We start from the raw sequence: 26,110 nt of genomic DNA on the forward strand, positions 1-26,110 counted from the left end.
GTCAAGAAGCTCCAATGGCGGGTTGTGGCACGTGCTTGGCTTGGCCGGACGAGCGGCCGTGTACCAGGCTGAACAGCACGGGCACAAAGATCAGGGTGGCGACGGTTGAGAACAGCAATCCGCCAATGACCGCGCGGCCCAGCGGCGCGTTCTGCTCACCGCCTTCGCCAACGCCCAGAGCCATCGGCAACATGCCGATCATCATTGCCAGGGCCGTCATCAACACCGGACGAAAGCGCACGAAGCCTGCATCGAGTGCCGCAGCCGTGGCATCTCCCAGTTCAACAAGCCGTTCACGCGCAAAGCTGACAACCAACACGCTGTTTGCAGTCGCTACTCCCATGCACATGATTGCGCCGGTAAGCGCCGGTACTGAGAGCGTTGTGTCGGTGGCAAAGAGCATCCACACGATGCCGGCCAGAGCCGCTGAGAGTGCCGAGACGATCACAGCCGGATCCAGCCAAGACTGGAAGTTCACGACGATCAAAAGGTAGATCAGTACGATGGCGCCGAGGAGGCCAACGAACAGGCCTGAGAACGCGCGCTCCATCGTGTCAACCTGGCCCAGCAGCTGCACCTGGGTGCCACGCGGCACATCGCCAGCAGTTTCTTCCAAGACCCTCCGGATGTCCTTGGCTACGGCGGCGAGATCCCGATCTTGGGTCGCTGCATGGATCTGCACCATCGGCTGGATGTTGTACTGGCTGACCAGCGCATTGGAATTGCTTCGGGTCAGCGTCGCGACACCGCCCAATGTGGTGTCTGCTGGCGACGTGCCATTGCCCACTGGCAGGTTGGACAAGGCCGACAGCGAGTCGATGTCACGTTGTGGGGTCTGGATCACGATCGGATAGCTAATGCCATTTGCCGGATTCAGCCAGTAGTTGGGCGCGACTTGACTGCTGCCTGCCAAGTTGGTCACCAGGCTGTTGGTCACGTCGCGCGTGGTCAGGCCAAGCTGCTGGGCCTGGGTGCGGTCAAGGGTGACGTCGAACTTGTGAGCCTGATTGGACTGTTGGATGCGTGCGTCCACAACACCCGGGATCGCACGCAGGCGTTTGAGCAGTTGCTGTGCGTACGCGAAGTTGCTGTCCAGATTCGCGCCGCGAATCTGGATGTCAATGGGCGCAGGTGCCCCGAAGTTGAGGATCTGGCTGACGATATCCGCGGGTGGAAAGGAGAAGGTCGCATCCGGGAACTGGGAGGGCAGCACCTCTCGGAGCTGTTTGACGTAGGTCGCCGTCGGAGCATGGCCATCGCGAAGGGCGATCTGGAAATCACCATCCTGGGAGCCCATGACGCCGGTGTTGTTGTAGGTCAGGTTGATATTGCTGGGTGGAAGGCCAATGTTGTCCACCAGCGTTTCGATCTCGTCGGCCGGAATGACCTGACGAACCGCTCGCTCGATCTGCGCGAAACGCGAGGCGGTTTCCTCGACGCGCGTTCCCACGGGCAGGCGCACGTGCATGAGCACCTGGCCGGAGTCGACCGAGGGAAAGAAGTTGGAGCCGAGATGCGGAACGAGTGCGGACGATGCCACGATCACAGCGACGAAGCCGATGAGGAATCGCTTGCGATTCGCCAGGGCGGCCTGCAACGAATCGCGGTAGCGGTTCCGAAAGCGCTCGAAACGCGCTTCGAAACCCCGTTGAATCCGCACGAGGGGGTTGCGCGAGCGGGGCAGTGCCTGGTCGTTGCCATGCATGTCCGTGTGCGGCGCATGTGGCCTGAGCAGGTACTTGGCCATCGTCGGCACCAGGGTGCGGGAGAGAATGAATGAGCACACCATGGCAAAGATCACCGACAAGGCCATCGGGACGAACAAGAAGCGCGACACACCATCGAGGAAGAACATCGGCACGAAGGCGATGCAGATGCACAGGAGCGAGACGAAGGCCGGGGTGACGATCTGTCGCGCTCCATCGAGGATCGCAGCCTCCACGTCCTTGCCTTGTTCGAGGTGCCAATTGACGTTTTCGATGGTCACGGTGGCGTCGTCCACCAGAATCCCGATGGCCAGCGCCAAGCCACCCAAAGTCATCAGATTCATCGTCTGCCCCATCGCCGCGAGTGCCATGATGGAGCCCAGGACGGAGAGCGGAATCGAAACCGCGATGATGACCGTTGACCGCCAACTGCCCAGGAACAGCAGGATCATCAGGCTGGTCATGGCAGCGGCGATCACACCCTCAAGTGCCACTCCCTTCACTGCCGCCCGGACGAACACCGATTGGTCGTTGATCGGTACCACCCGCAATGCTTCGGGCAGGGCCGCGCGCATGTTGTCCAGCATTCCTCGAATGCCATCGACGATGGCGAGCGTGGATGCAGAGCCGCTCTTGAGCACGGTCATCAGCACCGATCGGTTGCCATCGACATGCACGATGTTCGACTGTGGTGCATTGCCGTCGCGCACGTCGGCAACATCCCGCAGGTAGATGGTCGTATCACCGACCACTTTCACAGGAATGCTGCCCATGTCCTCGATGGCGGCCAAGGCGCTGTTGAGCTGCAGCGGGTACTCGCGGTCGTCGATCTTCTGCGTGCCGATCGGGGTCAGCACATTGTGCGCGGCCAACGCTGACGACACATCCTGCGCCGACAAGCCGCGCGCTTGTAGCGCCTGGGGCTTGAGATCGATCTGGACCTGCCGCTGCACGCCCCCGTAGGGCAGCGGAATGACGGCGCCGGGTACGGTAATCAATGGCGTTCGCACGGTGTTCATGCCCAGGTCGAACAATTCCTGTTCGGACATGCCCTCGCCGGAGAGCGCGAGTTGAACAATGGGGACTGTAGCGGCGTTGTAGTTGAGGATGACGGGGGGCTGTGTGCCGGCCGGCATCAGCCGCAAGGCGACTTGCGCGGCAGCGGTGATCTGGGCATTGGCGGTGGCGATGTCCACGCCCGGCTGGAAGAAGATCTTGACGATACCCACGCCGGTGTATGTGTTGGCTTCGATCCGTTCGATGTCGTTGACCGAGGCGCTGAGGATCCGTTGGAAGGTCGAGGTGATTCGACCTGCCATTTCGTCGGGCGGCAGACCGGTGTATTGCCAAGCGGTGGCGACAACCGGTATGCGGATTTCTGGAAAGATGTCGGTCGGCGTGCGCAGAGCCGTCAGCACGCCGCCAATCAGCAGCAGCAGCGCCATGACGACGAAGGTGTAGGGGCGTCGCAGGGCGACCTGGACCACTTGCATGAACACGGCGAAACTCCGGTGGGTTGGCCAAGGGGGTGTCGCGGTTCAGCGCAATCGCAGAACGACGAGCGATGAATGAAGACGTTGCGTAGGACGCCTGTGAGCCTCTTCTATGCAGGTCTGTGACCGCAGCGGGCTCGGCCATCCAGACGCCTTGGATGCTCTTCATCATCTTGTCCGGGCGTACTTCCAAACAAGGCGACTTCTGAGCTTCATCGAACTCTACGTGGGTTAAGCTTTATTGATAAGCTGGTAAAATCGGCATAGCTAAAGAAGCTATGCTTATGAATTGATTCGGCGCTACTGCCTGATCTCAACTATGGGGCATCAGCTTCTGCCGAACGAAGGCGTGGTCTTTTCCTAAGCCACGCAAGAGCGGCGTGCGATGTCCTTCGATAAAGGCGGCCCCCAAAATGATGAGCTCGCCCCATGCAGTCCAGAACAGCAGCGTTGCCTGCTCTGCAACCATCCTCGCTGCCGGCCTGGGTCGGCGTCTTGGCAATCGCCCCAAAGCAGCATTGCGGATTGGGGGCAGCAGCCTGCTTGAGCGTCTAACCCGCGCGCTACGTGAAGCTGGCTGCGATAAGGTCAACGTAGTGGTTGGCACTCATGCCTCTGTCCTAGCCCCTCTTGCGATGCGCTGCGGCGCAGAGGTCCTGCGGCATTCGCTCGAGAATCCTGAACTCATCGACTCTCAGCGTCTGGCGATCGAGAGACATGCTGGCATTTGTCCTGGGCAGGATATGTTGCTCTTGGTCGCTGACCTACCGTTGCTTACGGAGCAGGATATCGTGGCATTGTTGGAGGCTTGGCGGGCGCGAAAATATGCGACGATGGCTCAAGTCCCCGTGGTCAATGGCGTCCGGGGCCATCCGGTCATCCTTGCCTGGGATGTCATACGGCAAATCCAGCGTGCACCGGCCCACGTGGGGGTTCGCGAGTGGATGCAAGCGCATTCCGAATCGGTAGCATTCATTGAGAGTGATCGCACAGGCTTTGTGACGGATCTGGACACGCCCGAAGACTTCGTTGCTCTTAGGGCCCGCATGCATCCGATCGAGGTGACATTGCCACCAAATGCAAACGACACGAACGAGCACTAGCTGCGGTCGTGTGTGACAGTGGTCAACGCCGCCCAACTGGTGGGCGGCGAGTTGGGTCATGCAGCAAGTGCGTAGCCTCTCGCTCTCAGCCAAAGTGCAGAGTCACCCGCCACAGACAGGCATATCGCTGTGGAATGGCTGCTGCGTGCAGCAGCCATCTCGGAGCGTGCACGACTGATCTCGTTTGAGCAACGCGCTTGCTTCAATTGCCACTTGTCGAAGCAAGGTGAGACGGAAGCGCTCGTTCCATGATTCCCACGACATCGATCCCGCGAGGCAGTGCGCCGTACTGGTGATGACCGCGGCTGTCGAGGCGAGATCTGCAGAACGCCTCCGCTACGAAACTCGGCGATGTCTTGAGAAGTTGGGCTGCCTGGAATGCGATTGCCATGCGATCCACGATATCGCGGGCCCTGTATTCGATGTCGCTCAAGTCGATCAGGTCGTTTTTCAGCGCATCAACATAGCGATCAAGCAGCACGTTCAGGCCCTTGGCTGAGTTGACCTCGTCGAAGAATGCGGCCACCGTCTCGGGCTCCTTCTTGAAGACACGGATCACATCAAGGCACTGCACGTTCCCACACCCCTCCCAGATGGCATTCAGGGGCGCCTCGCGGTAGAGCCTGGGCATCGGGCCGTCTTCCATGAAGCCGCTTCCACCAATGCATTCCATGGCCTCAACAGCATGTTGCGCCGTGCGTTTGCAGATCCAGTATTTTCCCAGCGCTGTGCCCAGACGGGCCATGTGATCTTCATGCGCATTCCCAGATTGATCCAATGCGCGTGCGATGCGCAAAGTCATCGACAGCGAGGCTTCGCTTTCTAAAGCAAGGTCAGCCAGCACGTTCTGCATCAGCGGTTGATCACTGAGGCGTTTGCCGAACGCAAGGCGGCTTCGGCAGTGGTAGAGGGCCTGGACAAGGGCCATCCGCATGCCACCCGATGAGAGGATCATGCAGTCGAAACGGGTCATCGCAACCATTTCGATGATGGTCGAAACGCCCCTTCCTTCCGGTCCAACCATCCAGGCAAGTGCGCCGCGCAATTCTGTTTCGCCGGCAGCGTTGGAGATGTTCCCCAGCTTCTTCTTCAGACGCTGCACTTGCATCGGATTCTTGCTACCGTCCGGCTTCCAGCGAGGCATGAGAAAGCAGGACAGGCCACCAGGCGCTTGCGCGAGCACCAAGAAGGCGTCGCACATCGGGGCGGACACGAAAAACTTGTGACCGACCAGCTCATAGGCTTGCCCCGGACCTTCGATTCCGACTGGAATGGCGCGCGTTGCGTTCGCCCGCACGTCCGAACCGCCTTGCTTCTCGGTCATGGCCATGCCAATGGTCAGGGCTTGCTTCTGTTCGGCAGGAATGTTTCGAGGGTCGTAGTTCCAGGCCGTGATTTTCGGCAACCACTGTGCTGCAAGATCAGGTTGCATCTGGATCGCACGCGTCGCCGCAAAGGTCATCGCGATGGGGCAGCCATGTCCGGCTTCGACCTGGCATTGGAGGTAGAACTTCGCGGCCCGCGCCACATGTGCTCCGGCTTTGGGATCTGTCCAGGGAGAAGAATGCATGCCTTCTTCGAACGCCACCTTCAACAACGCGTGGTAAGAGGGGTGAAAGCGCACTTGGTCAATGCGACGCCCGTGTCTATCATGCGTATCGAACTCGGGCTGGAACTTGTTGGCAAGATGGCCTTGTTCAAGGTACTCGGCGGAGCCTACGAGTGCGCCAAAGCGTTCAAGATCGGAGATCGCCCACTCTGCACCCGCCAGCGCTACGTTCTCTCGCAGCGCAAGATCAGCATCAAAGAGGTTGTAGTCGACTAAATCCGTTGGCTGGTTCTCGACAATGTGGGTCACCGCGCCGAAGGCATCGGGCCTTGCGGTAGTGTTCTGGAAGAGTTCTGCTTTCTCGACGACAGACATGTTTTTGCTCCTAGTGACGACTGGATGAGTCATGATCGCGAGAGCCGAAATAAGCGACCTCGCTCCAGATAATTCTAGAAAGTTGGTTCAACTGTCATGTCCGGATTTCAGAAAGCATGATCGAGCGAAAGACAACCGTTGCCAGGCCTCGTCGAAAGCCTGTTCAGTCGCGCTCATGGCAGACATCGTTAGCGATTCAAGACGCCTTTGTTCAGCTTTTGGTGGAGGGTGAATACGATCAGATCACAATTCGTGACATCGTGATGGTGGCCGGCGTCGCGCTTGGAAGCTTTTATGAGTACTTCACAAGCAAGGAGGAGCTTGCGCGAACCTGCGTTCACTTTCGCTCGAAACGAATACTGAAAACGTTGGAGAAGTGTCGAGCTGAGGCGGTCGGACAGCCGATGGCGCAGAGTGCTGAGAGAACGGTACTGACACTGCTGGACATGGTCATGGATGACCATGCGCGTTGGGGGCAGCACTTTCTGCTTGAACGCCTCCACAGCCCATTGCCGCAGTACCGCGCTGACTATGCACGGTTTACTCTTCGGTGGAAGCTGTTACTGGAGGCTTCCTCAGATTGGCCGGTCGGCCAAGACGCCCATGGACCCGCCCTGACGCTTTCCATGATGGTGTATGGAGCGCTTGCGCATACCGCACTGTCTGGTGAAGAGAGCTTCGATAAGGGCGACGTGCGCCAGCAATTGCGACTTGCTGCGACAAGCTATCTGGCAGCTTTGCGGTCCTCGCCCGTGCTCGATAGGCGTTATTGAGCGTTTGCTGTTGGGTCGGCGTACACGCTTCTGTATCCAGAACAGGCACTGCTGACACAGCTTCATCAGCTTTTCGAACGTTAGGCGGCGTACCGGAGGCCCACTTCAATAGTTTGCAGGGACACGATTGTTTTAGGTCAATCGCCAGTCTCGCGCGGATCGCAGACGGCCTCTTCGCGTGGCTATTGGTTGTGCATAGCAGGTGCCAAGCGACTTGGAGGCGTGCCGTCACTGCTTGTGGCCATCTGCTTCTCGTGTCGCAGCCCCAGCCAGACGCTTAGCAGCAGCCATCCCACCGACAACGGTATGGCCACGATGGCGATGCCGCTTAAGCTTAGTCCAAGGCCCAGCATGGCGGCATACGACCAACTTCCTACCTGGTCGCCTGCGCGGTAAACCACGGTGTCGATGAAGTTTTTGGCCTTGTACCGATCTTCCCTCGTCACCGACGTGAAGAGTACTTCTCGGGTAGGCCGGGCCAGTGCAAAGTTACTGACGCGCCGAGCGACTTGCACAGCGACGAAAACGGCCACCGTCGAAGACAGGGACAAGGATGAAAACCCGATCACGCTGCACAGAGGCAGCGCGCAGAGTATGACGGTGACTCCCAGCCGTTTTAGCAGTCTGCCGGTGAGGAACAACTGAAAGACCAGCGTCAGGACGTTCACCCAGAAGTCGATGTCTGCGAAGAAGGCCGTTCGGGCAGCGCGGTCGGAGAAATTGGCTTCTGCGATGGCCGCTTGCTGAAAGTACAGCACTGTTGAAGTGATCGAGTACAGCAGGATGAACGATGCGATGCCGAGCAGGTACGGGGAGCGCAGCGTGTGGCTCATTCCAGCGAATACGCCGCCCCCCATCGCGTTTTGGGTTTCCCTGTCTTCCTCGGTACGCTCGAAGTCCTGGCCCATGCGCACCAGACGACGAGATGCGAAGACCGCCACCTCGAGCAGCAGGATGGCCACCACCATTAGCCACGCCTGTCCCAACGTCGCCACCAGGCCGGAAGTCAGGCTGGAGCCGGCGATTCCGCCAATGGTCGCGCCTGCGGCCAGAAAACCAAACAACCGCTTGCCTTGTTCAGCATTGAAGACATCCACCATCAACGACCAGAAGACAGAGACGACGAAGAGGTTGAAGACGGATACCCAGATGAAAAACGCGCGACCTACCCAGACCTGGTGGGACGGCTCCGCAAGCTTCAGAAGAAGGAGGAAGACCACCAGATTCGCCATGAAAAAGCGGTACGTGATGGCGATGAAGCGCTCCCGCGGCCAGTTCCGTACGACGTAGGCAAAGAGCGGATTGATGGCGAGCATCGCCACAAGCGTGCCGGTGAACAACCAAGGCAAGTTGCGCACGCCGCCAGCGACCCCGAGTTCATCGCGAATGGGGCGCAGCACATAGTAGGCGAGGAAGAGAACAAAGACGTACAAGCACGCCCATGCGAGGGCCTTCGCCTCCGATGCGCGGACATCGCCCATGCGTTGTAAGCCACGAAGGAAAAGCGGGCGGGGATCGAACTGGGTCATGGTACTCAGGTGCCTAGGATATGCGCCACACCTGCAGTGTCTTTTACGGTTTTGCTTGCAGGGTGACGTTCCGAGCGGCACGTACCACGAACGAAGATCCGAGCAGACGCTGCAGTCGGCGGGGCTCGCTAAACCGAAACAAGCCGGTCGAAATGGCGCCCGCAACGCAGAAATGGTTCAAGGAGAGGAGCACGAAACGTCAGCAACGTGACCACCGCGATGCCTTTGATGTGCACCTCGGGGACGTCGATCCTCTCCGTATATCATTAAGAATGTACAGGTAATTGCGGACGATAACTCATTAGATTCGCTAATGAAGGCATGCGGGATTTGGTCGTTATTTTCCAATCGCAGTTCGTGTTAAATCTCAAACGATTGACCATTACGAAAGGACTGCAGTCATGTCAACAACTCGTCGTTCTGTCTTGCTCGCCCTAGGAGCACTGTCCGCTTTCGCGCTCATGCCCAGCATCGGTAGTGCAGCAGAAAAAATGCGCATTGGCATCATTGGGGCGGGATCCCATGGAGGAACCATTGGGCGTTTGTGGGTGCAAGCGGGCCACGAGGTCATGTTCTCCACGCGTAATCCCTCCGAACTGCAAGCGATGGCGACTGAACTGGGTCCACGTGCTTCCGTAGGCACTTCAAAGCAGGCTGCGGAGTTCGGCACCGTCGTGCTATTCGCTACGCCTTACAACGCATTGCCCGAGTTAGGGCGTGATTTGGCGCCCGCCCTGCGTGGAAAAATCGTACTGGATGCGACCAATCCGCCACCGGACGAGGGCAATCCGTTGTCCCGCGAAGCCTACGCCAACGGTGTTGGCGAGACGTCCGCCAAGTACTTGCCGGGTACACGCTTGGTGCGTGCCTTCAGCGCAACCGATGCGACGTCAATCAGTGCGTCTTCACGTCGCGAGGGCGAGAAGCTGGGCGTGCCCATTGCCAGTAACGATGCACAGGCCCTTAAAGTTGCTGCGCAGCTGGTACGCGATGCTGGCAGCGAACCCGTGATTACCGGCGACCTGCCCACTGCGCGTACCTTCCAGCGAGGTGGTGCCGGATTCAGGGCCAATACCGATGCCGCAGCCCTGCGCAAGCTGCTGAGTTTGCCGCCTGGCGCATGAGCCTCTCGCAAACTACCTTTGATCTTAAGGATCGAAAGTGACCATCGATCACTGTTCCTTCAGCGCCTGGACGACAAGCATCAGTGCTGGCGAGGCGCTACGGCTTGCGTAGTAGAGATGGTGGCCGGGATAGACCATGGCCCAGGTGTCGAGAACGGTGACCAACTCGCCCCTGGCAAGGTGATCTTTGACAAAGTTGACAGAGGCCCAAGCCAGTCCTTGGCCGCCCACGGCGGCCATGACGGCAAGCGCCGTCGTGTTGAACACGAGTTGACCACTGGGGTGAACATTGATGGTCTTGCCGCGACGCTGGAATTCCCAGGCTAACACGCCTCCATGTGTGGGAAGGCGCAATGCGATGCAGTCATGTTTTGTGAGGTCTTCTGGTGTCCGAGGCGTGCTCCGGGACGTCAGATACTCAGGGCTTGCAACAACAGCCATGCGAAGTTCGGGTGCCATGCGCACCGCGATCATGTCCTTGGCGACGTCGTTTCCGAGACGGACCCCGATGTCGAAGCGTTCCGCCACGATATCGATAAAGCGGTTGTCGCTGCTGATTTCGACCTTGATGTCGGGATGGCTTGGCAGCCAGGGCTGAAGACGTGGCCAGACCAATGTCTGCACGGCACTTTCGGTGGCGCTGATACGCACTGTGCCGGCGGGCTTGCCGCGCAGGTCCCCGAGCACGGCCAGCTCAGCCTCGATGTCCGCGAAGCGGGGAGCGACTGTCTGATACAGCCGTTCACCCGCTTCGGTTGGTGAGACGCTACGCGTCGTGCGATTCAGCAGTTTGAGCTCCAGGCGGGTTTCCAGGGCGCGGATGGTCTGGCTGAGCGCGGATTGCGATACGCCCATCTGCGCCGCAGCGCGGGTGAAGCTGCGCTCGCGTACAACTGTCGCGAAGGCCGCCAGTTCATCAAATCTCGCCATGGATTCGTCGTCCTGATTGATTAGATTGGATTATGAGTTTATCCCGATTTAGCAGTCTATTCATCAGGACGAAGGAGGTTTAAATTTGAACACCTCTGCAATTTAGTTAAGGATTCCCATGAAAACGCGCGCACTTGGAACTAGCGGCCTGGAAGTTTCGGCGATTGGCTTGGGTTGCATGGGGCTGAGCTTCGCCTATGGGCCGGCAACGGACAAGGCTGAAGCCATCGCCTTAATACGGTCGGCCGTCGATCTGGGCGTGACCCTCTTTGATACCGCTGAAGCCTATGGCCCCTTCACCAACGAGGAAGTCGTCGGTGAGGCTTTGGCGCCGATCCGGGACAAGGTGGTGATCGCCACCAAGTTCGGCTTCCGGGCGGGCGATTCTGCCAAGGGGCTGGACAGCCACCCTGACAGCATCAAGGCGGTCGCCGATGCTGCGTTGAAACGCTTGAAGACCGATCGCATCGACCTGTTCTATCAGCACCGTGTCGATCCGGCCGTTCCGATCGAGGACGTTGCCGGTACCGTCAAAGAGTTGATCCAGCAGGGCAAGGTCAAGCACTTCGGGCTGTCCGAGGCCGGAGCAGATGTCATTCGCCGCGCACATGCCGTCCAGCCTGTCACCGCCCTGCAGAGTGAGTACTCGTTGTGGTGGCGGGAGCCCGAGGCCGAGATCCTGCCGACGCTGGAAGAGCTGGGAATCGGCTTCGTGCCGTTCAGCCCGCTCGGCAAGGGCTTCCTCACTGGCGCGATCACCGAGCAGACCATCTTTGCCAGCGACGACTACCGCAACACCGTGCCACGTTTCAATCCCGATGCCCGCAAGGCGAACCAGGTACTGGTCGAACTGATCGGACGCATTGCTGCGCAGAAGCAGGCCACAGCGGCACAGATCGCCCTGGCATGGCTGCTGGCGCAGAAGCCCTGGATCGTGCCGATCCCCGGCACGACCAAGCTGCACCGCCTGCAGGAAAACGTCGGCGCCGTGGAGGTCGTGCTGACACCGGAGGACCTGGGCCAGATCGAGCAGGCCTTGGCCACGCTCACGATTCAGGGAGCCCGCTACTCTGAGGATCGTCAGCGGCTGGTCAATCGCTGAATACAGCAGAAATCGCTGGTCATTGGAAGGTGCCACGGGATTTCTCGTGGCTTTTCATTGGGCTTCGACGGACATCGTCGCGAAATGCAGGCGCAACCTTATTGCGGAGAACTAACCCACCATGAGCACTCTGAACATCAATGGCCGTTCACAAACGGTCGACGTCGATCCCAGCACGCCGATCCTTTGGGCGCTGCGCGACACGCTGGGGCTAACCGGCACCAAGTTCGGCTGTGGCGCAGCGCTTTGCGGCGCCTGTACCGTGCACCTGGATGGGCAGGCTATCCGCTCCTGCATCACGCCCCTGTCGGCGGCAGAGGGCAAGGCCATCACGACGATCGAGGCAGCGACTGATGGCAGCGATCCGGTCGGCGCCGCCGTGCATGCGGCGTGGGTCAAGCACGACGTGGCGCAGTGCGGTTACTGCCAGAGCGGCCAGATCATGAGTGCGACGGCCTTTCTCAAGGCGCAACCCAAAGGTAAAGCTCCCACGGCCTCCGAAATCGATTCGGCCATGGCGGGCAACATCTGTCGCTGCGGCACCTACGCCCGCATCCGCACCGCAGTGGCCGATGCAGCCCAAACCCTGGTCTGATCGGAGCGCCATCATGTTGAACGAATGCTTTCCAAGCGAACTCCCGCGCGCATTGCAGCACCTGCTGGAGCGTGACGAGCCTGCGGGGTCTGCCACTTACCCACGCCGCAGCTTTCTGAAGATGCTCGGCGTCGGTGGGTTGGCACTAGGTGCATTTCCCCACCTGGCCATGGCGCAAGCGACCGGCGATGTCGTCGCCACGGCGCTCAAGCCGCAAGAGCAGCCCAGCGCGTTCGTACAGATCGCGCCCAACGGCGAGGTCACGGTGACCATCAACCGGCTGGAGTTCGGCCAGGGCGTCCAAACCGGCCTGCCAATGATTCTGGCCGAAGAGCTTGATGCCGACTGGAGCCTCGTGCGCAGCCGCAACGGCACTGAGTCGGCCGCCTACCACGACCCGCGTGCCGGCATGCATCTCACGGGCGGCTCCAACTCGATCAAGAACAGCTACACGCAGTACCGCGAGCTCGGCGCTCGCGCACGTGCCATGCTGCTAGCGGCTGCCGCCACTCGCTGGAACGTGGACGTGTCTAGCCTTCGCACGCAGGCCGGCATGGTGATGGGCCCGGATGGCCGCCAAGCGAGCTATGGCGACCTGGCCGAGGCTGCGATGGCGCTGCCAGTTCCCGAGAAGGTGACGCTCAAGGACCCCAAGGCGTTTCGCATCATCGGCAAGGCCACTACCCGCATCGATGCCAAGGCCAAGAGCAGCGGGCAGCAAGATTTCGGCATCGACATGCGCTTGCCAGGCCAAGTCACAGCCGTGGTGGCCCGACCGCCGGTGTTCGGTGCGAAGCTGGTGTCGATCGACGACAGCGCGGCCCGCGCTCTCAAAGGCGTCAAGGCAGTGCTGCGCGTGCCCTTCGATGGTGGCACAGAGGGCGTTGCCGTCATAGCCGACGGTTACTGGCCGGCCAAACAGGGGCGCGACGCGCTCAAGCTGGAGTGGGACACCGACAGCGTTGAGAAGGTGGACAGCGACAAGCAGCTGGTGCAGTACCGCGAGCTGGCAGAACGTCCGGGTCCTCGGCACTTCGACGCCGACATGGCGCCATTGGCGACAGCTCCGCATCAAATCGAAGCCGAGTTCGTGTTCCCGTACCTTGCGCATGCTCCCATGGAACCGCTGAACTGCACGGTCCAGCTGTCGGAAGGACGCGCCGATCTCTGGGTAGGCACACAATTCGCAGGCGTTGACGCTGCTGCTGCGGCGCGCGTCCTCGGACTCAAACCGGAACAGGTGCAGGTCAAGGTGCAGACGGCGGGTGGCGGTTTCGGCCGGCGGGGCCAAGGCAGCAGCGACATCGTGGTTCTCGCGTGCGAAGTCGCCAAGGCCGCACGGTCGGCCGGGCTCAACGTTCCGGTGCGCACCCTGTGGAGCCGCGAGGATGACATCAAGGGCGGCTACTACCGACCCATGCACCTGCACCGCGCACGCATCGGCTTTGACGACAAAGGCAAGGTGCTGGCGTGGGATCACGTGCTTGTCGGGCAGTCCATCATCACAGGCACCATGTTCGCGTCTGGCGTGAAGAACGGCATCGACCGCACGGCGGTGGAAGGCATGCGCAGTCCCTATCCGCTGCCGATGCGCCTGACGGTGCACCACCCCAAAGTTAACGTACCGGTGCTGTGGTGGCGCAGCGTGGGCTCCACGCACACGGCTTTTGTCATGGAAACGCTGCTCGACGACATCGCGCGGACGACCAAACAAGATCCGGTCGCCTACCGCATGGCGCTGTTCGGTGATCAGAACCCGCGTCACCGCGCTGCGCTGCAATTGGCCGTCGACCAAAGCGGCTATGGCAAAACCAAACTGCCTGAGGGCCGTGCCTGGGGCGTGGCAGTGCACGAGTCTTTCAGTTCGGTGGTGGCCTACGTAGTCGAAGCTTCGGTCCGGGACGGCCAGCCCGTGCTGAACCGCGTCACGGCCGGCGTGCACTGCAATCTGGCGGTGAATCCACGCAGTGTGGAAGCCCAGGTCCAAGGCGCCGCCGTAATGGGGCTGTCGATGTGCTTGCCGGGAGGCGCCATCACCCTGAAGGACGGCGAGGTGCAGCAAAGCAACTTCGGCGACTTCAGCGTTCCGCGCATCACCGACATGCCGGAATTCGCCGTGCATATCGTGCCGAGCGCCGAGCCACCAACCGGGATGGGTGAGCCGGGTCTGCCGCCGTTGGCGCCAGCCTTCGCGAACGCCATCGCCCAACTGACAGGCAAGCCACTGCGCACGCTGCCCTTCAAGTTGACCTGATGGGTGAGGCGATGGAGGACCTCGACACCCTGGTGCTACGCATGGTGCAGGACTGGCAACTTGGCGGTATTCCCGTGGTGCTCGTGACCGTGGCACGCACCTGGGGCTCTTCCCCACGACCGCCGGGATCGCTCATGGCGATCAACGATCAGGGAGTGACCGTCGGATCGGTGTCAGGCGGTTGCATCGAGGACGATCTGATCGACAAGGTGAGGCAGGACGGCATCCAGGCCCTGTGCGCAGCCTCTCGACCATCCGTCCTGCGCTATGGCATTTCGGCTGACGAGGCCCACCGCTTTGGTCTGCCCTGTGGCGGAACCATCGAGCTGGTGCTGGAGGCGGTCTCTACGCTCAGTCGCATCGACGATCTTCTGGTTGCCTGCCGGCGTAGACGCTCGACGCGACGCGTGCTCGACCTGCAGACGGGCGAGGTCACGCTCGACGATGGAGATCGCGATGGCGTGCCCAGCCTCGACGCGCATTCTTTGACGACCTTTCTCGGGCCGCAGATCCGACTGATCATCATTGGTGCTGGCGATCTTCCCAGATATGTCTGCCAGATCGCCTTGAGCCTGGGGTTCGAGGTGATCGTCTGCGATCCACGCGAGCAGCACGAGACCTGGGACCTGGACGGTGTGACCATGAGCCGGGAGATGCCGGATGACCTGGTGCGTCGCCTGCAGCCTGATTCGCGCACGGCGGTGGTCACCTTGACCCATGACCCAAAGATGGATGATCTCGCCCTGCTCGAAGCCCTCGATTCGAGCGCGTTCTATATCGGAGCGATCGGCTCGCGCCGCAACACGCAGAGCCGTCGATCCCGGCTCAAGGAACACTTTGGGTTTTCGGACGCGGCACTCAGCAAGCTACGCGGCCCGGCCGGCCTCTACATCGGAAGCAAAACCCCAGCCGAAATCGCGCTGTCCATCATGGCCGAGATCGTGGCCGCCAAGAATGGCGTGGAGCTCGGTGAATCCGTGCAAACGGCGAAGGACAAAGCGCAGAGTGTGGCTCGTCCACCAAGAGCTGCTATCAGCGAAACCACACCAGTGATGCCTCCGATTCTCTATCTCAACCTGTCTTAAAGAGAAAAACAATGAAGATCCCCACAAGCTCGTGCAAAGCCACATGGCTTACGCCATTCACGTGCCGCGCAGCAATCGCCTCATTCGCCATGGTCTTGACGGCGGGTGCCCTGTGGCCGGGTCATGCCATAGCGAACCAGGCCCTGGTGCAGAAGAACGCCTGCATTGCCTGTCACCAGCCCGCGACGCGGGTCGTTGGCCCCTCTTGGAAAGAGATCACTGAAAAGTACAGCGACGGCAAAATCACCGCCGAGCAACTTGCCGCGAACATCAAGGGAGGTAGTTCTGGCAAGTGGGGAGCGATGCCTATGCCGCCTCAGCTGCAGGTGTCCGAAGCGGACCTGAAGACGATCGCACAGTGGTTGCTCGACGGCGCGAAGTGATCGCACGGGCGAAGCGCCTGACCTCTTTCGAGACCTTGAGGGTGGGACGTCGCTTCACCCAATGCGACAGCAAGGGCGTTTAGATAGTGCCACTGCGTGACCTGGGCCAAGAGAGTTGGTGGTCCGGCGTCCACGCGATAAAGAAGCTCTGCCATCCGCGACGGCAGAGCCGGCCGCATCAGACGCGCGCCGCGAGCCAGTCCAGCACGAGCTTCGGATTCTTTCCAAAGTAGTTGTACCCCTCGAAGCGCTTGTCCGTTCCTTCGATCCAGAACAGCGTCTTGTCCTTGGCCGAGATCGTGTCATAGATCTCCTGCACGTTCGAAGGTTTGGTCAGGAAGTCCTCGCGCACCTGGGCAACCAGGGTCGGTAGCTTTACGGCTTTCGCGTACTCCATGGGCCACACGTCGGCCAGGTGGTAGCCCGTGCGTCGGTGAAGCGCCGCGTCGAACAGCGCCACACCATTGGCGATCTTCTGGTTCTCGACGGCCGTTGCCACGAATACGGCCGGCGATACCGGCTGCAGCGCGATCATGGCCTTGATGTGTGCGAACTCCTCCGGGTGCTTGTGCATGCCCACAATGCTAGCGTTGGCCCCCAGGCAGCGGCTGTAGAGCGCGGTGCGCATGTTGCGGGTGTCGGTTCGCGACTTTGCATAGCGCATGGAACCGATCACATCCCGGTACTCCAGCACGCCATGGCCGTTGATACCGCCGCTGCCCGTGCCGCTGCGTCCGTGATTACGCATGTCGTAGGTGAGGATGTTGTAGCCGGCGTCGTGCAGGATCTTGTACTCCGGCAGAAAGTTCACTTCAAAGCCACCGAAGTCCTGCCACGGAGCCAGATGCCCCGGATAGCCGTAGCGGTTGCACGGCATTGGATGGTTGAAGATCAGCAGCTTGTCCGAATTGGCGGGAATGAACCAGCCCTCGATCGGCACGCCATCCATGGCCGGGAAAAAGATCTCCTCAAACTCAAGGCCGTACTCATGTGGCCAGCGCAGGATGGGCGTGCGCGTCGAATGGGCCATGAGGTCAGCCATGCCGTTGATGAAGGCCTCCGACTTCGCATCCGCTGCCACGGGGGCGTTGACTGCAGCGGTCTGTCCGATGCCAGCGGCTCTGGCGCCGGATGCGGCCATCGCCATCAGGGGCAGTGCAGCCAGTGATGCACTTGCCTTCAGCACTTGGCGGCGGCTGTGTGAACTTGCGCCGTCGCCTGAGGCGAGGCCGTCGATGTCATTGCTCATGCGAAACTCCTGGAGTCGGTTGAAGCGTGTGTACGAAGGAGATCGTCGACCAGCCTGGTCGTGGCGGACAGTGAGCTGCGCACGGACTGGGCCAGGGGCTCGCCGCCTTGGGACTGGTGCTCGACAGCGATGCTGCGGATGTCGTGCAAGCCGATGAAACCCAGCGCTGTCGCGATGGCGGGATCGAGATGGTTCATGTGCGCATATATGCCGCCAGGGTCCATGCCGTGGTCGCCGCGTGAGGAGAGCACCACGACCGGGACATTCCGATCGGCGAAGGCACCGGTGAAGGGGTGATCCTTGACCTCAGGCGTGTAGTGCAGCGTGCGTCCCAATCGAACGATATGATCGATCCATGCCTTGAGGCTCGACGGCATGCCGAAGTTGTACATGGACACACCCAGCACCAGGACGTCTGCCCAGAGCAGTTCGTCCGACAGTTCGTTGCTATGTGCCAGAACTTCCGCTGCCCACGGCGCATCGCGTTCAGTACCGAATGCCGCCTCGATCCAGCGATGGTCGATATGGGCGGGAGGCTGCCTACCCACGTCGCGGTAGCGGACTTGGGCGTCGGGTTGTTGGGACAGCCAATGGCGCTGACGAAGGTGCCGCTCAACCGGCGGCTGTACGATCCGTGCGCATCAATGCCGCCCAGGCCGGGCCGGGCGCTGGCATCGATGTGAAGAATCTTCGTCATGGTGCGCTCCCCTTGATGACGTGGTGAATCGCCGTCAGCCGGCCGGATGTCATTGCTTGGGCGGCACGAACCCTTCGGTGATCACGACCGATCCCTTGGTCGACGCCACTCGGAATTTGCGAGCAGCGGTGTATTCCGGGGAGCCATAGAAGCGCTGGGCATCGGCCAGGCTGGGGAACTCGGCGATGGCCATGACGGACTCCGGTTTGCCCTCCACGGCGGTCGCATTCAAGTTGAAGACGATGATCTTGCCGCCGTACTGGGCTGCGAGCGAGCCTGCCGCGTCCATGTAGCGCTGGAAGCCGGCCTGATCGGTGATCGTGTAGTTGGCGATCATGTAGCCAGGCGCTTTCGTCTCCTGGGCGTACACGCCTGACGAGAGGGTCAACGCGATCGCGGCGAGCACGCCCATCATTTGCTTTTTCATACTGTTCATTCCTTGTGCATGATTTGAAGAGAAGCCCGCAGAGACAGGCCGTGAACGCCAACCTTCAAAGACTCGCCAAACGTTGCTTGAGGCGGTCGGTGTCGCGTTGGATCTGAGGCGCGCGCATGACGTCGAAGGCGCCGAAGGTCGGCAAGATCGCGATGCCGCAGAATTTGTAGACCGAGGTCGTGGCCCAGAACAGGTCGTCCAATGACCGGCCCTCGTGCAGCTTCTGGCTGCGGTCGTCGAACACTCCTTGGGGGGCATTCATGGTCAGCGAGAGCAGAAACTGCTTGCCCTGCAGCTTGCCGCCGGTACCGTACTGCCGCGCCGGGTCATCCGCCGTTCGGCCGTCGCCTGAGATGAAGCTCTGCTGGACCATGCCGGCCGTGAAGACCTCATCGATGTACTTCTTGTAGATCCAGGGCGCGCCGAACCAGAACACCGGCGACTGGGTGATGATGATGTCGGCCCAGAGATGCTTCTGGACTTCCTCGTCGACGGTGTATCCCTGCTCGATGGCAGTCAGCCGAACCTGATGGCCCTTCTTTTCCAGTTCATCCTTCATCAACGCGACCAGGGTGCGGTTGAGCCGGCCTTCGCTGATGCCCGGATAGTTCTGGTGCGCGTTGATGATCAGCACCTTTTTCTCGACGCCCGCATTGCGAGTACCCGCGGCAGCGGATGCCGCAGAGGCGATGCCCGGCATCATGGCGGCCGCCGTGACGACCAGCCCGGCCTTGATGAAATCCCTGCGCTCGCGCGCGGCGGCGGAGTCGTCGGTGTCGATGTCGTGGATGGGGGGCATGTTCATGCGGAAACTCCTTGAGAAATCGGCTGGTCCAAAGACGACTAGGCCTGGTCGGTGGGCATGATCCACAGCTCGCTGATGGAGGCGTGGCGCGGGCGGGTGACCATGTAGGCCACGCCATCGGCGATGTCTTCGGCCTGCAGTACCTCGGTCGTGTCGTAGAAAGCATCGATGCCTTCGCGCATCACACCGGCGTTGTGCGAGCCCAGCTCCGTCGCGACACCACCGGGCTCGAGCACACCGACGCGCACGTGCTTCTTGGTGATTTCCTGCCGCAGCGATTCGGTGAACCCATTCACCCCGAACTTCGTCATGTTGTAGGCGCCATAGTTCGCCCAGGCCACACGGCCGGCGATCGACGAAATGTTGACGATGTCGGCCACCCGGCGCGGATCGTCCTCCGCAGCGGCGAGCAGATGGGGCAGCGCGGCGTGCGTCATGTAGAGCAGGCCTTGCTGGTTGATGGCGATCATCCGATTCCATTCGTCGGGGTCACCGCCCACGATGGGGCCGAGCAGCATCAGGCCGGCGTTGTTGACCAGAATGTCCAGCCTCCCGAAGCGCTCGACGGTGGCCTGGACGGCGGCTTCGGCCTGGGTGCGATCGGTAATGTCTGCGGGTATGGCAAAGGCGGTGCCGTCGGCCTCATGGATCTGCGCGGCGAGTGCGTCCAGGCGGTCCTGGCGGCGGGCGACCAGGGCGACGGAAGCGCCCCGTGCCGCCAGCGCACGCGCGGTGGCGTGGCCGATGCCGCTGCTGGTGCCAGTTACCAGCGCAACGGTGCCGCTGAGAGGGAGTGTCATGGCAGTGTCCTGTTGGTATTGGGGTCTGGCAGGGTCACGCATCGTCTCGGGCAAGCGAGGACGACAGTTCACGATGGGCATCGGCCTGTGCGAGCAGGGTGTTGGCTTTCGTCTCGAAGGTCTGCACGGCATCGGCGCCGGCGGCGAAACGTGCGGGCGGCGCATCAAGACCGGCGAGCTGCACGATGGCGTCGGCGAGCTTGCCCGGGTCGCCACCCTGTTTGCCGTCCATGCCGCTCCAGGCCTCGACGGTTTGGCGGGTGCGCTCGGCATAGTCGTCGATCGCTGGCTTCGCGTAGGTGGTCGACTCGGCGGTGAGCAACTCGGTGCGGAAGAAGCCGGGCTCGACCAGCATCGTGCGGATGCCGAAAGGCTCGATCTCCGGCGCTAGCGATTCGATCCAACCTTCTACGCCGAACTTGGCGGCGGCATAGGCGGTGCAGAACATGCCACCTGCGATACCCGCGGTTGAGGAGATGGTGAGCAGCAGGCCCGAGCGCTGCCTGCGCATCACGGGCAGCACGGCACGGGCGACATTCATCGGGCCGAACAGCAACGTTTCGATCTGGCTGCGGACCTGCTCGGCGCTCAGCTCCTCGAAGAAGCCGGCGTAGAAGTTGCCGGCGTTGTTGACCAGCACGTCGATACGCCCAAACCGGGTAACAGCAACCTCGACCGCAGCTTTCGCTTCATCGGGGCGGGTCACATCGAGGTTGATCGCCAGAAGATCGTCGTGCACTCCGAGCGCGGCCGCCACCTTCGCTGCGTCGCGGCCTGTGGCAACGACCGCGTGGCCGGCGGCCAAGGCAGCCTTGGCAATGTCCACGCCGAGTCCGCGACCTGCGCCGGTGATGAGCCAAACTTGTTTGTCAGACATGATGATGTTCCTTCTTCAATGTCTGCAAATTGTGCGCGCCCAACCAAAAAACAGGCTGCACGGACTGGCGCATTTCTTGCCTGAAATGACGGATCGTCGTTTTTCTTGTATCCGCAAATCGCTGAACAGGGAGCAGATGAGACCGCCGACCGGCGTCGGCGGGCCACAGCGGCTGCGACGGCGTTCAGTGCCTTATGGTTTGAGGGCTGGTGCGCGCTCGCTCAGGTGTATCCTGGCTTCCTGCAGGAGTGCTTCGCGGCTTTTCTGCCAAAAAATGCGGCCACGACGCAGGAACACGTGCTGGACAAGGTGACCACCGCGGGCCTCGACCGCTCTGGCGAACGCGTCCGTCTCCGATTGCTCGAATCGACTGTTGCCCGTGGTGACGAGCACGACTTCCTTGCCCGTCAGATCGGTTTGCGCCACATAGGCCCACAGCGGCGTAGCGGGGCGGAACATCCAGGTGGGGGAGACCAGGTAGAGGCGGCGGACGGGGCTGAGATCGACTGGTTCGACCGTGATGTGGGGTAGCTTCTCCGCCTTCGCATCGGAGGCCGCCCGGCGTTGTCCGGTCATGTCACGCGGATAGTCCGCCTCGATCCTGGCGATGGGAGCATTGAACAGTCGGGCCGCCTCGCGCGCGACGGCCTCGGAATGCCCCGAGCGGGAATAGTAGACGACGGCCACAGCCCCGTTAGGCTCGGCCGTCAGCGTGTAGGCGGGGCTAGTCACATAGGTCCGGTCCTTCACGACCATGAGCGTGAAGGCTGCGATCCCGACGGCGACTGCCGCAGCGGCACCAAAGAGCAGGCGCCTTTTCCAGGTCACCATGCCCACCTAGTAAGCAGTGAACTCAGCCGATGATCTGTTCCGACCAAGCTGTTGCTGCGGCCGCCATCGTGGCTCCCGGCCTTAAGCACAGCGGATGACCACCTTGCCGAAGTGCGCGCCGCTGTCGAGATGGGCGAACGCCGCTCGCGCGTCAGCGAAGTCGAAGACGCGGTCGATCACGGGTTTGATGCCGGCGACGTCGATCGCCTGGGCGACGTCCATGAGCGACTCGCGGCTGCCGACCGTGATGTGCCGGAAGGTCGCGCCGCTCATGAACAGATCGAGGTAGTTGATGTGGCCGCCCTCCGGACTCACAAACCCGATGAGTGCGATCTCGCCGCCCGGTCGCACGGCGCGCAGGCTCTGCGCCAGTGTTCCAGGCCCGCCGACCTCCACGATCCGCTCCACACCCAGGTCCTGGGCCAAAGCGCGCACGCGATCGCCCCACTGCGGCTCCTCCCGGTAGTTCACCACCGCGTCGGCGCCGAGCTCCCGCAGCCGTTCGGCCTTCTGTGCGCTGGAGGTGGTGGCGATCACGGTCGCGCCCACGGCCTTGGCCAACTGCAGAGCGAAGATGGAGACGCCACCGCTGCCCTGGACGAGCACGGTGCCGCCGGCGCGCACCGGTGCGCCTTCGTTCAAGGCACTCCAGGCGGTCACTGCCGCGCAAGGCAGCGTGGCGGCCTCTTCGTAGGACAGGGAGTCTGGCACTCGCACGAGTGCCTCTTGGCTGACGACCTTCTGTTCGACCAGCCAGCCATCGATGGCGGCACCATAGCCGTACTGGAACAGATTGATCGGCCTGCGCCCGGCGTACCAACGTGGATGGAACGTGCTCATGACCCGATCGCCTACTTTGAAACTGTCTACCCCCTCACCGATCGCCAGCACCTCGCCGGCGCCATCGCTGGTGGGGATCAGTCCCTTGGCATGTGGCACGGGATACTGATTGCGAACCATGGCGATGTCCCGGAAATTGAGGGACACGGCATGAATGCGTACCAGCACCTCGCCACGCTGTGGCTCGGGCGGAAGCTCGTCGTGCAGGTGCAGATCGTCGACGCTTGTGAAGTCATCCAGGCGGTAGGCTTTCATGATTCTGTCTCGTCCTCTTCAGTAAAGGCACCGAATGCCGATTTTTGAATCGGCAGATCTGTCCAATCTCAAAGTATGTGAGGCCCACCGACCTTTCGGTTGCTTGATCTGCCTCCTTTATTGCCTGATTCAACGCCCTGCTAGCGTTTCCATCGTTCCTGAATCGACCCGGAGCGCTCCGGAGCTGACGATAATTTGTAAGCCAAAGAGCTCGACAGCGGATGCGTGGGCAAGCCCTTGGCTGCCCAGAACGGCAGGGGCGCTTAGGCCAGAGTGCCTGCTGCACAATCCGCAGCCCATGCTGGGGCAAGAGGAATCAGGACCACGGATCCTTGGGCGGCCCTAGAGATCCCGTGATCGAATGGAGCAACGGAGTCGGATCATCAAGGTGGGCAGATGGCAAGATAAGGATTGTTGGGCGGGATCTCGTCGAACACCTGCTCAGGATGCAATAGTAAATAGCCGTGCAGCCGCCTTGATTTGCGCGGCCCCGTCACCTCACAGTTCCAGATGTTGAGGCCGTTGGGCTGTTTCCGGTGTCGCTGAAGCCTCTCAAACCGCTTTTGAACCCATTGCCAGTCCTGTTGCTGGTCTGTCTTGGCCAGCGCACCGACTTGTGGGTGTTCCTGCGCGTAGCGCTGGAATACCCCAGGGCTGACGAGGTAAGCCGTATCACCCACCGTATGCACTAGTGCACGAGCGTCGTTGATGACGAGCTTGCGCGTCCGGATTGCGTGCTTTACCCACGCCATGAAGTGCTCGCCGGATGGCTGCTCCGTAGTGGGAGTTGGCGCAGCCGATGGCGATGATGTGGCCGTCGCTGGGGTCGGCGCTTCGGATGGTGCGGCGTCGGCCTCATGCGAAACGGCCTCCGCATCCTGCTGCATGCCGGACGAATCGCTCATACCGACCATCGCCAGCATGTCCTCCAGGACATCGGGCACCACCTGAGTCGTGGGCGACGGGACCAGGGCGCTCCTGCTTTCCCATGGCAGTGCCTCATGGCCTTCCGGGGTCGGCTCCGCGATGACTGCCGGCTGGGAGACCAACGCATCGGTCAGTGCGGCGTCGATCGCCACCATCCCAGCGAAAGGGGTTGGCCGTTCGCCTGATTCCCAGATTAGCGCGGGAGCGAGACGTAAAAGGGTGAACGGGTGCGACCAGCCGGTAGCGCTGGTTACGGTCGCGCGCCAGACTGCTTTGCCCTCTGACGTGGGCTGCAGCATGCCGTGATCCTGCAGCACGTTGAACACGGCGGTGTTGTTCGCCGGGATGCCGTCGATGCCCTGGGACAGCAGATGGGCGCGCAGCTTGTCGGAGACGGTCTTGCTCACCAGCCACAGCGCATCCTCGGTGAGCCAGCCATCGGAGGCCTCGGGCTGGTTCAACTTCAGTTCTTCCTTGAGCAGATAGCGCAACCCATCGAGCAGCTTGCGTTGCAGCGCATGCTTGGGCGCGGCCATGGCGCGGGCCGGATCACCGCCCAGTTCCTGCGCGACCGAAGCGCGGTCAGCCTGCACGACCAGTTCGCCCAACACTCCGGCGTGCTCGTACTGGCCAGCCAGGACGTAGAGCAGCGGTGCCCAGAGCGCCGGATAGCCACTGAGCCAGTCCAGGACATGGGGGGCAAGCACTTGGCGGTAGAGCAAGCCTGTCGCGGCACTGTGCAGACGGTACTCGCGGTCCTCGCGATAGCGGAAGCGGTACGGTTGGTGCAGTGGGCCGTGCCAGGGATGCCAGGTGTCGCCGTTGGCCAGTTCGACGTGCAGATCGACGGCGATCTTGCCGATGTCGTGCAGCAGCGCGGCGTAGGCGACAGCGGCGGTCCAGGCTTCGGCTTGCGCCGACTGATCCTCGGGGCTGGCGCCAATGGGCAGCAGGTGGGACTGCCGCAGCTTGAGAGCGTAGGCGACGATTTCCAGGCCGTGGTCCAGCATGCCGCCCGGGTAAGCGTGGTGGTGACTTTCGGAAGCGGGAAACTGCTGGACCAGCTCGGCATAGCGTTCCAGCGGCGTGCCGTACAGGGTGGCGAACTGCTTGCGCGAGAGTGAGGTGCGCTGCCAGATGTGGTCCAACAGCTTCTGCCGGCGCGGTGTAGCCAGCAGCGATGCGACCGACTCGGGCCGCAGCAGCCCTTTCGGGAGGTCGGTGGCAGTTGCTGACGACGGAGCGGCAGCGACCGGAGGCCGTTTTCGCTGGAACAGTGAGAGCATGTAGGTGTCCTGGGGGCGGGCCGACCGGGAGGCCTTTTAGCCTTTTCAAGATAGGGCCTTTCCCCTTGCACCCCCATTCCCTTGCCCTTTCGGCCCTTTTGCCGTTAACCATTTGGGTATAGGGCTGGGAGCATTGACCGTCCACCGCCAATACGGGGTTCAGCGGTTCGGATTGATGCGTGAAGGCTCCCTGTTCCCGCCCTACGATTGGGCCGATTATTTGACGCGGGAGGACGCCATGAGACCCCATATTGACATGGTAAGGAATATTCCTTACCATGAGGGCATCGCTATCAGGAGAACGGCTATGCCTGCCATTCATGAAATTGCCACACTGACCTCCAAAGGTCAGATCACGCTGCCCAAGCCCATCCGGCAGGCGCTCGGCGTGGATACCGGCGGGAAGCTCGCGTTCGATCTGCGAGGCAGCGAAGTCGTCGTCACCCGGGTCGATGTCGAGCATGAGGACCCCGCGATCAGCGCGTTCCTGAGCCTGCTGGCCCGAGACATTGAAGCTGGCCGGAACGTCCAGGGCCTGCCCGAGGACTTGGCCCGCGCCATGCTGGAACACGCGGGTCACAGCGTGAAGCTGGACGATGAAATCGACGGGGAAGTGGCGCTCTGATGCAAAGGCACGGCTGGACGCTGCTCTTCCACGACTGCGTAATCGAGCAGTTGCAGAGGCTGCAAGCAGCCGCGGCGCGCGCGCAGGAGAACGACCCGGAGGGATTCGAGTCCAACGCCAACGTCAAGCTCTTCCGGGCATTGAGCCAGTTGATGCTGGATGTGGTTCCGAGTGATCCGGCACGCGATGAATACCGCCAGGGTAATACCCTGGGGCCGGCCCACCGCCACTGGCGTCGGGCCAAAATCGGAAGGCGGTTTCGGCTCTTCTTCCGGTACGACTCGAAGGCGAAGGTCATCGTGTACGCCTGGGTCAACGACGAGCAGACTTTGCGGTCGGCGGGGAGCAAGTCAGATCCCTACGCTGTTTTTGAGAAGATGTTGGGGCGGGGAAATCCGCCCGACGACTGGAACGCATTGGTACTGGCCAGCAAGCAGGATTGGAGCAAACTGAAGTAGGCATTCCTCATGTAGCAGGAGAC

At 61.5% G+C, this 26,110-nt stretch carries 23 protein-coding genes; 10 read left to right on the plus strand and 13 right to left on the minus strand.

Annotated elements, in window-relative coordinates; all coding sequences use genetic code 11:
• Window position 1: 1 nt before the first annotated feature.
• Window positions 2–3,199: an efflux RND transporter permease subunit gene (locus HPA01S_RS04750; protein ID WP_066267651.1), complete on the minus strand. Its 3,198-nt coding sequence runs from the start codon at window positions 3,197–3,199 to the stop codon at window positions 2–4.
• Between the two features lie 416 nt (window positions 3,200–3,615).
• Here HPA01S_RS04750 and HPA01S_RS04755 point away from each other — a divergent pair, with 416 nt between their 5' ends.
• Window positions 3,616–4,302 carry a nucleotidyltransferase family protein gene (locus HPA01S_RS04755; protein WP_169801505.1) on the plus strand — a complete coding sequence of 229 codons (687 nt, stop codon included), beginning with the start codon at window positions 3,616–3,618 and terminating at the stop codon, window positions 4,300–4,302.
• Between the two features lie 202 nt (window positions 4,303–4,504).
• On the opposite strand, the gene HPA01S_RS04760 is transcribed toward HPA01S_RS04755, so the two are convergent.
• Window positions 4,505–6,226 (minus strand): acyl-CoA dehydrogenase family protein, encoded by a 1,722-nt coding sequence (locus tag HPA01S_RS04760; RefSeq protein ID WP_066267369.1) that lies wholly within the window; start codon window positions 6,224–6,226, stop codon window positions 4,505–4,507.
• 116 nt (window positions 6,227–6,342) lie between these two features.
• Here HPA01S_RS04760 and HPA01S_RS04765 point away from each other — a divergent pair, with 116 nt between their 5' ends.
• The gene (locus HPA01S_RS04765) at window positions 6,343–6,999 is read left to right on the plus strand and encodes a TetR/AcrR family transcriptional regulator (RefSeq protein WP_066267370.1); all 657 of its coding nucleotides are present in this window, start codon (window positions 6,343–6,345) and stop codon (window positions 6,997–6,999) included.
• 182 nt (window positions 7,000–7,181) lie between these two features.
• Here HPA01S_RS04765 and HPA01S_RS04770 read toward each other — a convergent pair whose 3' ends face one another.
• Window positions 7,182–8,528 carry an NTP/NDP exchange transporter gene (locus HPA01S_RS04770; protein WP_066267373.1) on the minus strand — a complete coding sequence of 449 codons (1,347 nt, stop codon included), beginning with the start codon at window positions 8,526–8,528 and terminating at the stop codon, window positions 7,182–7,184.
• A 401-nt stretch (window positions 8,529–8,929) separates the two neighbouring features.
• Here HPA01S_RS04770 and HPA01S_RS22585 point away from each other — a divergent pair, with 401 nt between their 5' ends.
• A complete protein-coding gene (locus HPA01S_RS22585) occupies window positions 8,930–9,652 on the plus strand; it encodes an NADPH-dependent F420 reductase (RefSeq protein ID WP_164706293.1) in 723 nt (240 codons plus the stop codon).
• A gap of 48 nt (window positions 9,653–9,700) precedes the next feature.
• On the opposite strand, the gene HPA01S_RS04775 is transcribed toward HPA01S_RS22585, so the two are convergent.
• The gene (locus tag HPA01S_RS04775) at window positions 9,701–10,582 is read right to left on the minus strand and encodes a LysR family transcriptional regulator (RefSeq protein ID WP_066267375.1); all 882 of its coding nucleotides are present in this window, start codon (window positions 10,580–10,582) and stop codon (window positions 9,701–9,703) included.
• Between the two features lie 118 nt (window positions 10,583–10,700).
• Between HPA01S_RS04775 and HPA01S_RS04780 the strand changes: the two genes are divergently transcribed.
• The 5 genes from HPA01S_RS04780 (at window position 10,701) to HPA01S_RS04800 (ending at window position 16,001) form a co-directional block, all read left to right on the plus strand.
• Window positions 10,701–11,684: an aldo/keto reductase gene (locus HPA01S_RS04780; RefSeq protein ID WP_066267376.1), complete on the plus strand. Its 984-nt coding sequence runs from the start codon at window positions 10,701–10,703 to the stop codon at window positions 11,682–11,684.
• Window positions 11,685–11,805: 121 nt separating this feature from the next.
• Window positions 11,806–12,279, plus strand: a complete 474-nt coding sequence (locus HPA01S_RS04785) for a (2Fe-2S)-binding protein (protein ID WP_066267377.1) — start codon at window positions 11,806–11,808, stop codon at window positions 12,277–12,279.
• A 13-nt stretch (window positions 12,280–12,292) separates the two neighbouring features.
• Window positions 12,293–14,533, plus strand: a complete 2,241-nt coding sequence (locus tag HPA01S_RS04790) for a xanthine dehydrogenase family protein molybdopterin-binding subunit (protein WP_066267380.1) — start codon at window positions 12,293–12,295, stop codon at window positions 14,531–14,533.
• A gap of 11 nt (window positions 14,534–14,544) precedes the next feature.
• Window positions 14,545–15,618, plus strand: a complete 1,074-nt coding sequence (locus tag HPA01S_RS04795; protein WP_066267653.1) for an XdhC family protein — start codon at window positions 14,545–14,547, stop codon at window positions 15,616–15,618.
• A gap of 11 nt (window positions 15,619–15,629) precedes the next feature.
• Complete coding sequence (locus HPA01S_RS04800; protein WP_084360472.1) at window positions 15,630–16,001, plus strand: c-type cytochrome; 372 nt, start codon at window positions 15,630–15,632, stop codon at window positions 15,999–16,001.
• A 178-nt stretch (window positions 16,002–16,179) separates the two neighbouring features.
• Here HPA01S_RS04800 and HPA01S_RS04805 read toward each other — a convergent pair whose 3' ends face one another.
• From HPA01S_RS04805 to mobH, 9 genes are all read right to left on the minus strand, one after another.
• A complete protein-coding gene (locus tag HPA01S_RS04805) occupies window positions 16,180–17,250 on the minus strand; it encodes an alpha/beta hydrolase family protein (RefSeq protein WP_066267384.1) in 1,071 nt (356 codons plus the stop codon).
• The gene (locus HPA01S_RS04810) at window positions 17,247–17,882 is read right to left on the minus strand and encodes an FMN-dependent NADH-azoreductase (RefSeq protein WP_306307109.1); all 636 of its coding nucleotides are present in this window, start codon (window positions 17,880–17,882) and stop codon (window positions 17,247–17,249) included. The genes HPA01S_RS04805 and HPA01S_RS04810 overlap by 4 nt, the downstream gene beginning before the upstream one ends.
• Before the next feature lie 114 nt (window positions 17,883–17,996).
• Complete coding sequence (locus tag HPA01S_RS04815) at window positions 17,997–18,374, minus strand: DUF1330 domain-containing protein (RefSeq protein WP_066267386.1); 378 nt, start codon at window positions 18,372–18,374, stop codon at window positions 17,997–17,999.
• Between the two features lie 64 nt (window positions 18,375–18,438).
• Window positions 18,439–19,188 (minus strand): NAD(P)H-dependent oxidoreductase, encoded by a 750-nt coding sequence (locus tag HPA01S_RS04820; protein WP_084360473.1) that lies wholly within the window; start codon window positions 19,186–19,188, stop codon window positions 18,439–18,441.
• A 38-nt stretch (window positions 19,189–19,226) separates the two neighbouring features.
• On the minus strand, window positions 19,227–19,988 hold the full coding sequence (locus HPA01S_RS04825; RefSeq protein WP_066267388.1) for an SDR family NAD(P)-dependent oxidoreductase: 762 nt from the start codon (window positions 19,986–19,988) through the stop codon (window positions 19,227–19,229).
• Between the two features lie 34 nt (window positions 19,989–20,022).
• Entirely contained in the window at window positions 20,023–20,865 is an 843-nt protein-coding gene (locus HPA01S_RS04830; protein ID WP_066267392.1) for an SDR family oxidoreductase, read from the minus strand.
• 192 nt (window positions 20,866–21,057) lie between these two features.
• Window positions 21,058–21,696: a flavodoxin family protein gene (locus HPA01S_RS04835; RefSeq protein WP_218005326.1), complete on the minus strand. Its 639-nt coding sequence runs from the start codon at window positions 21,694–21,696 to the stop codon at window positions 21,058–21,060.
• An 81-nt stretch (window positions 21,697–21,777) separates the two neighbouring features.
• Complete coding sequence (locus HPA01S_RS04840; RefSeq protein WP_066267393.1) at window positions 21,778–22,791, minus strand: zinc-dependent alcohol dehydrogenase family protein; 1,014 nt, start codon at window positions 22,789–22,791, stop codon at window positions 21,778–21,780.
• Window positions 22,792–23,174: 383 nt separating this feature from the next.
• Window positions 23,175–25,004, minus strand: coding sequence for a MobH family relaxase (gene mobH / locus HPA01S_RS04845; RefSeq protein WP_066267394.1), 1,830 nt, complete (start codon window positions 25,002–25,004; stop codon window positions 23,175–23,177).
• 307 nt (window positions 25,005–25,311) lie between these two features.
• Here mobH and HPA01S_RS04850 point away from each other — a divergent pair, with 307 nt between their 5' ends.
• Together HPA01S_RS04850 and HPA01S_RS04855 are read left to right on the plus strand one after the other, a co-directional pair.
• Window positions 25,312–25,629, plus strand: coding sequence for a type II toxin-antitoxin system PrlF family antitoxin (locus tag HPA01S_RS04850; protein WP_066267659.1), 318 nt, complete (start codon window positions 25,312–25,314; stop codon window positions 25,627–25,629).
• Entirely contained in the window at window positions 25,629–26,087 is a 459-nt protein-coding gene (locus HPA01S_RS04855; protein ID WP_066267395.1) for a type II toxin-antitoxin system YhaV family toxin, read from the plus strand. Before HPA01S_RS04850 ends, HPA01S_RS04855 begins: the two co-directional genes overlap by 1 nt.
• Window positions 26,088–26,110: the final 23 nt, after the last annotated feature.

The sequence above is a fragment of the Hydrogenophaga palleronii NBRC 102513 genome (assembly GCF_001571225.1).
GTDB lineage: Bacteria > Pseudomonadota > Gammaproteobacteria > Burkholderiales > Burkholderiaceae_C > Hydrogenophaga > Hydrogenophaga palleronii.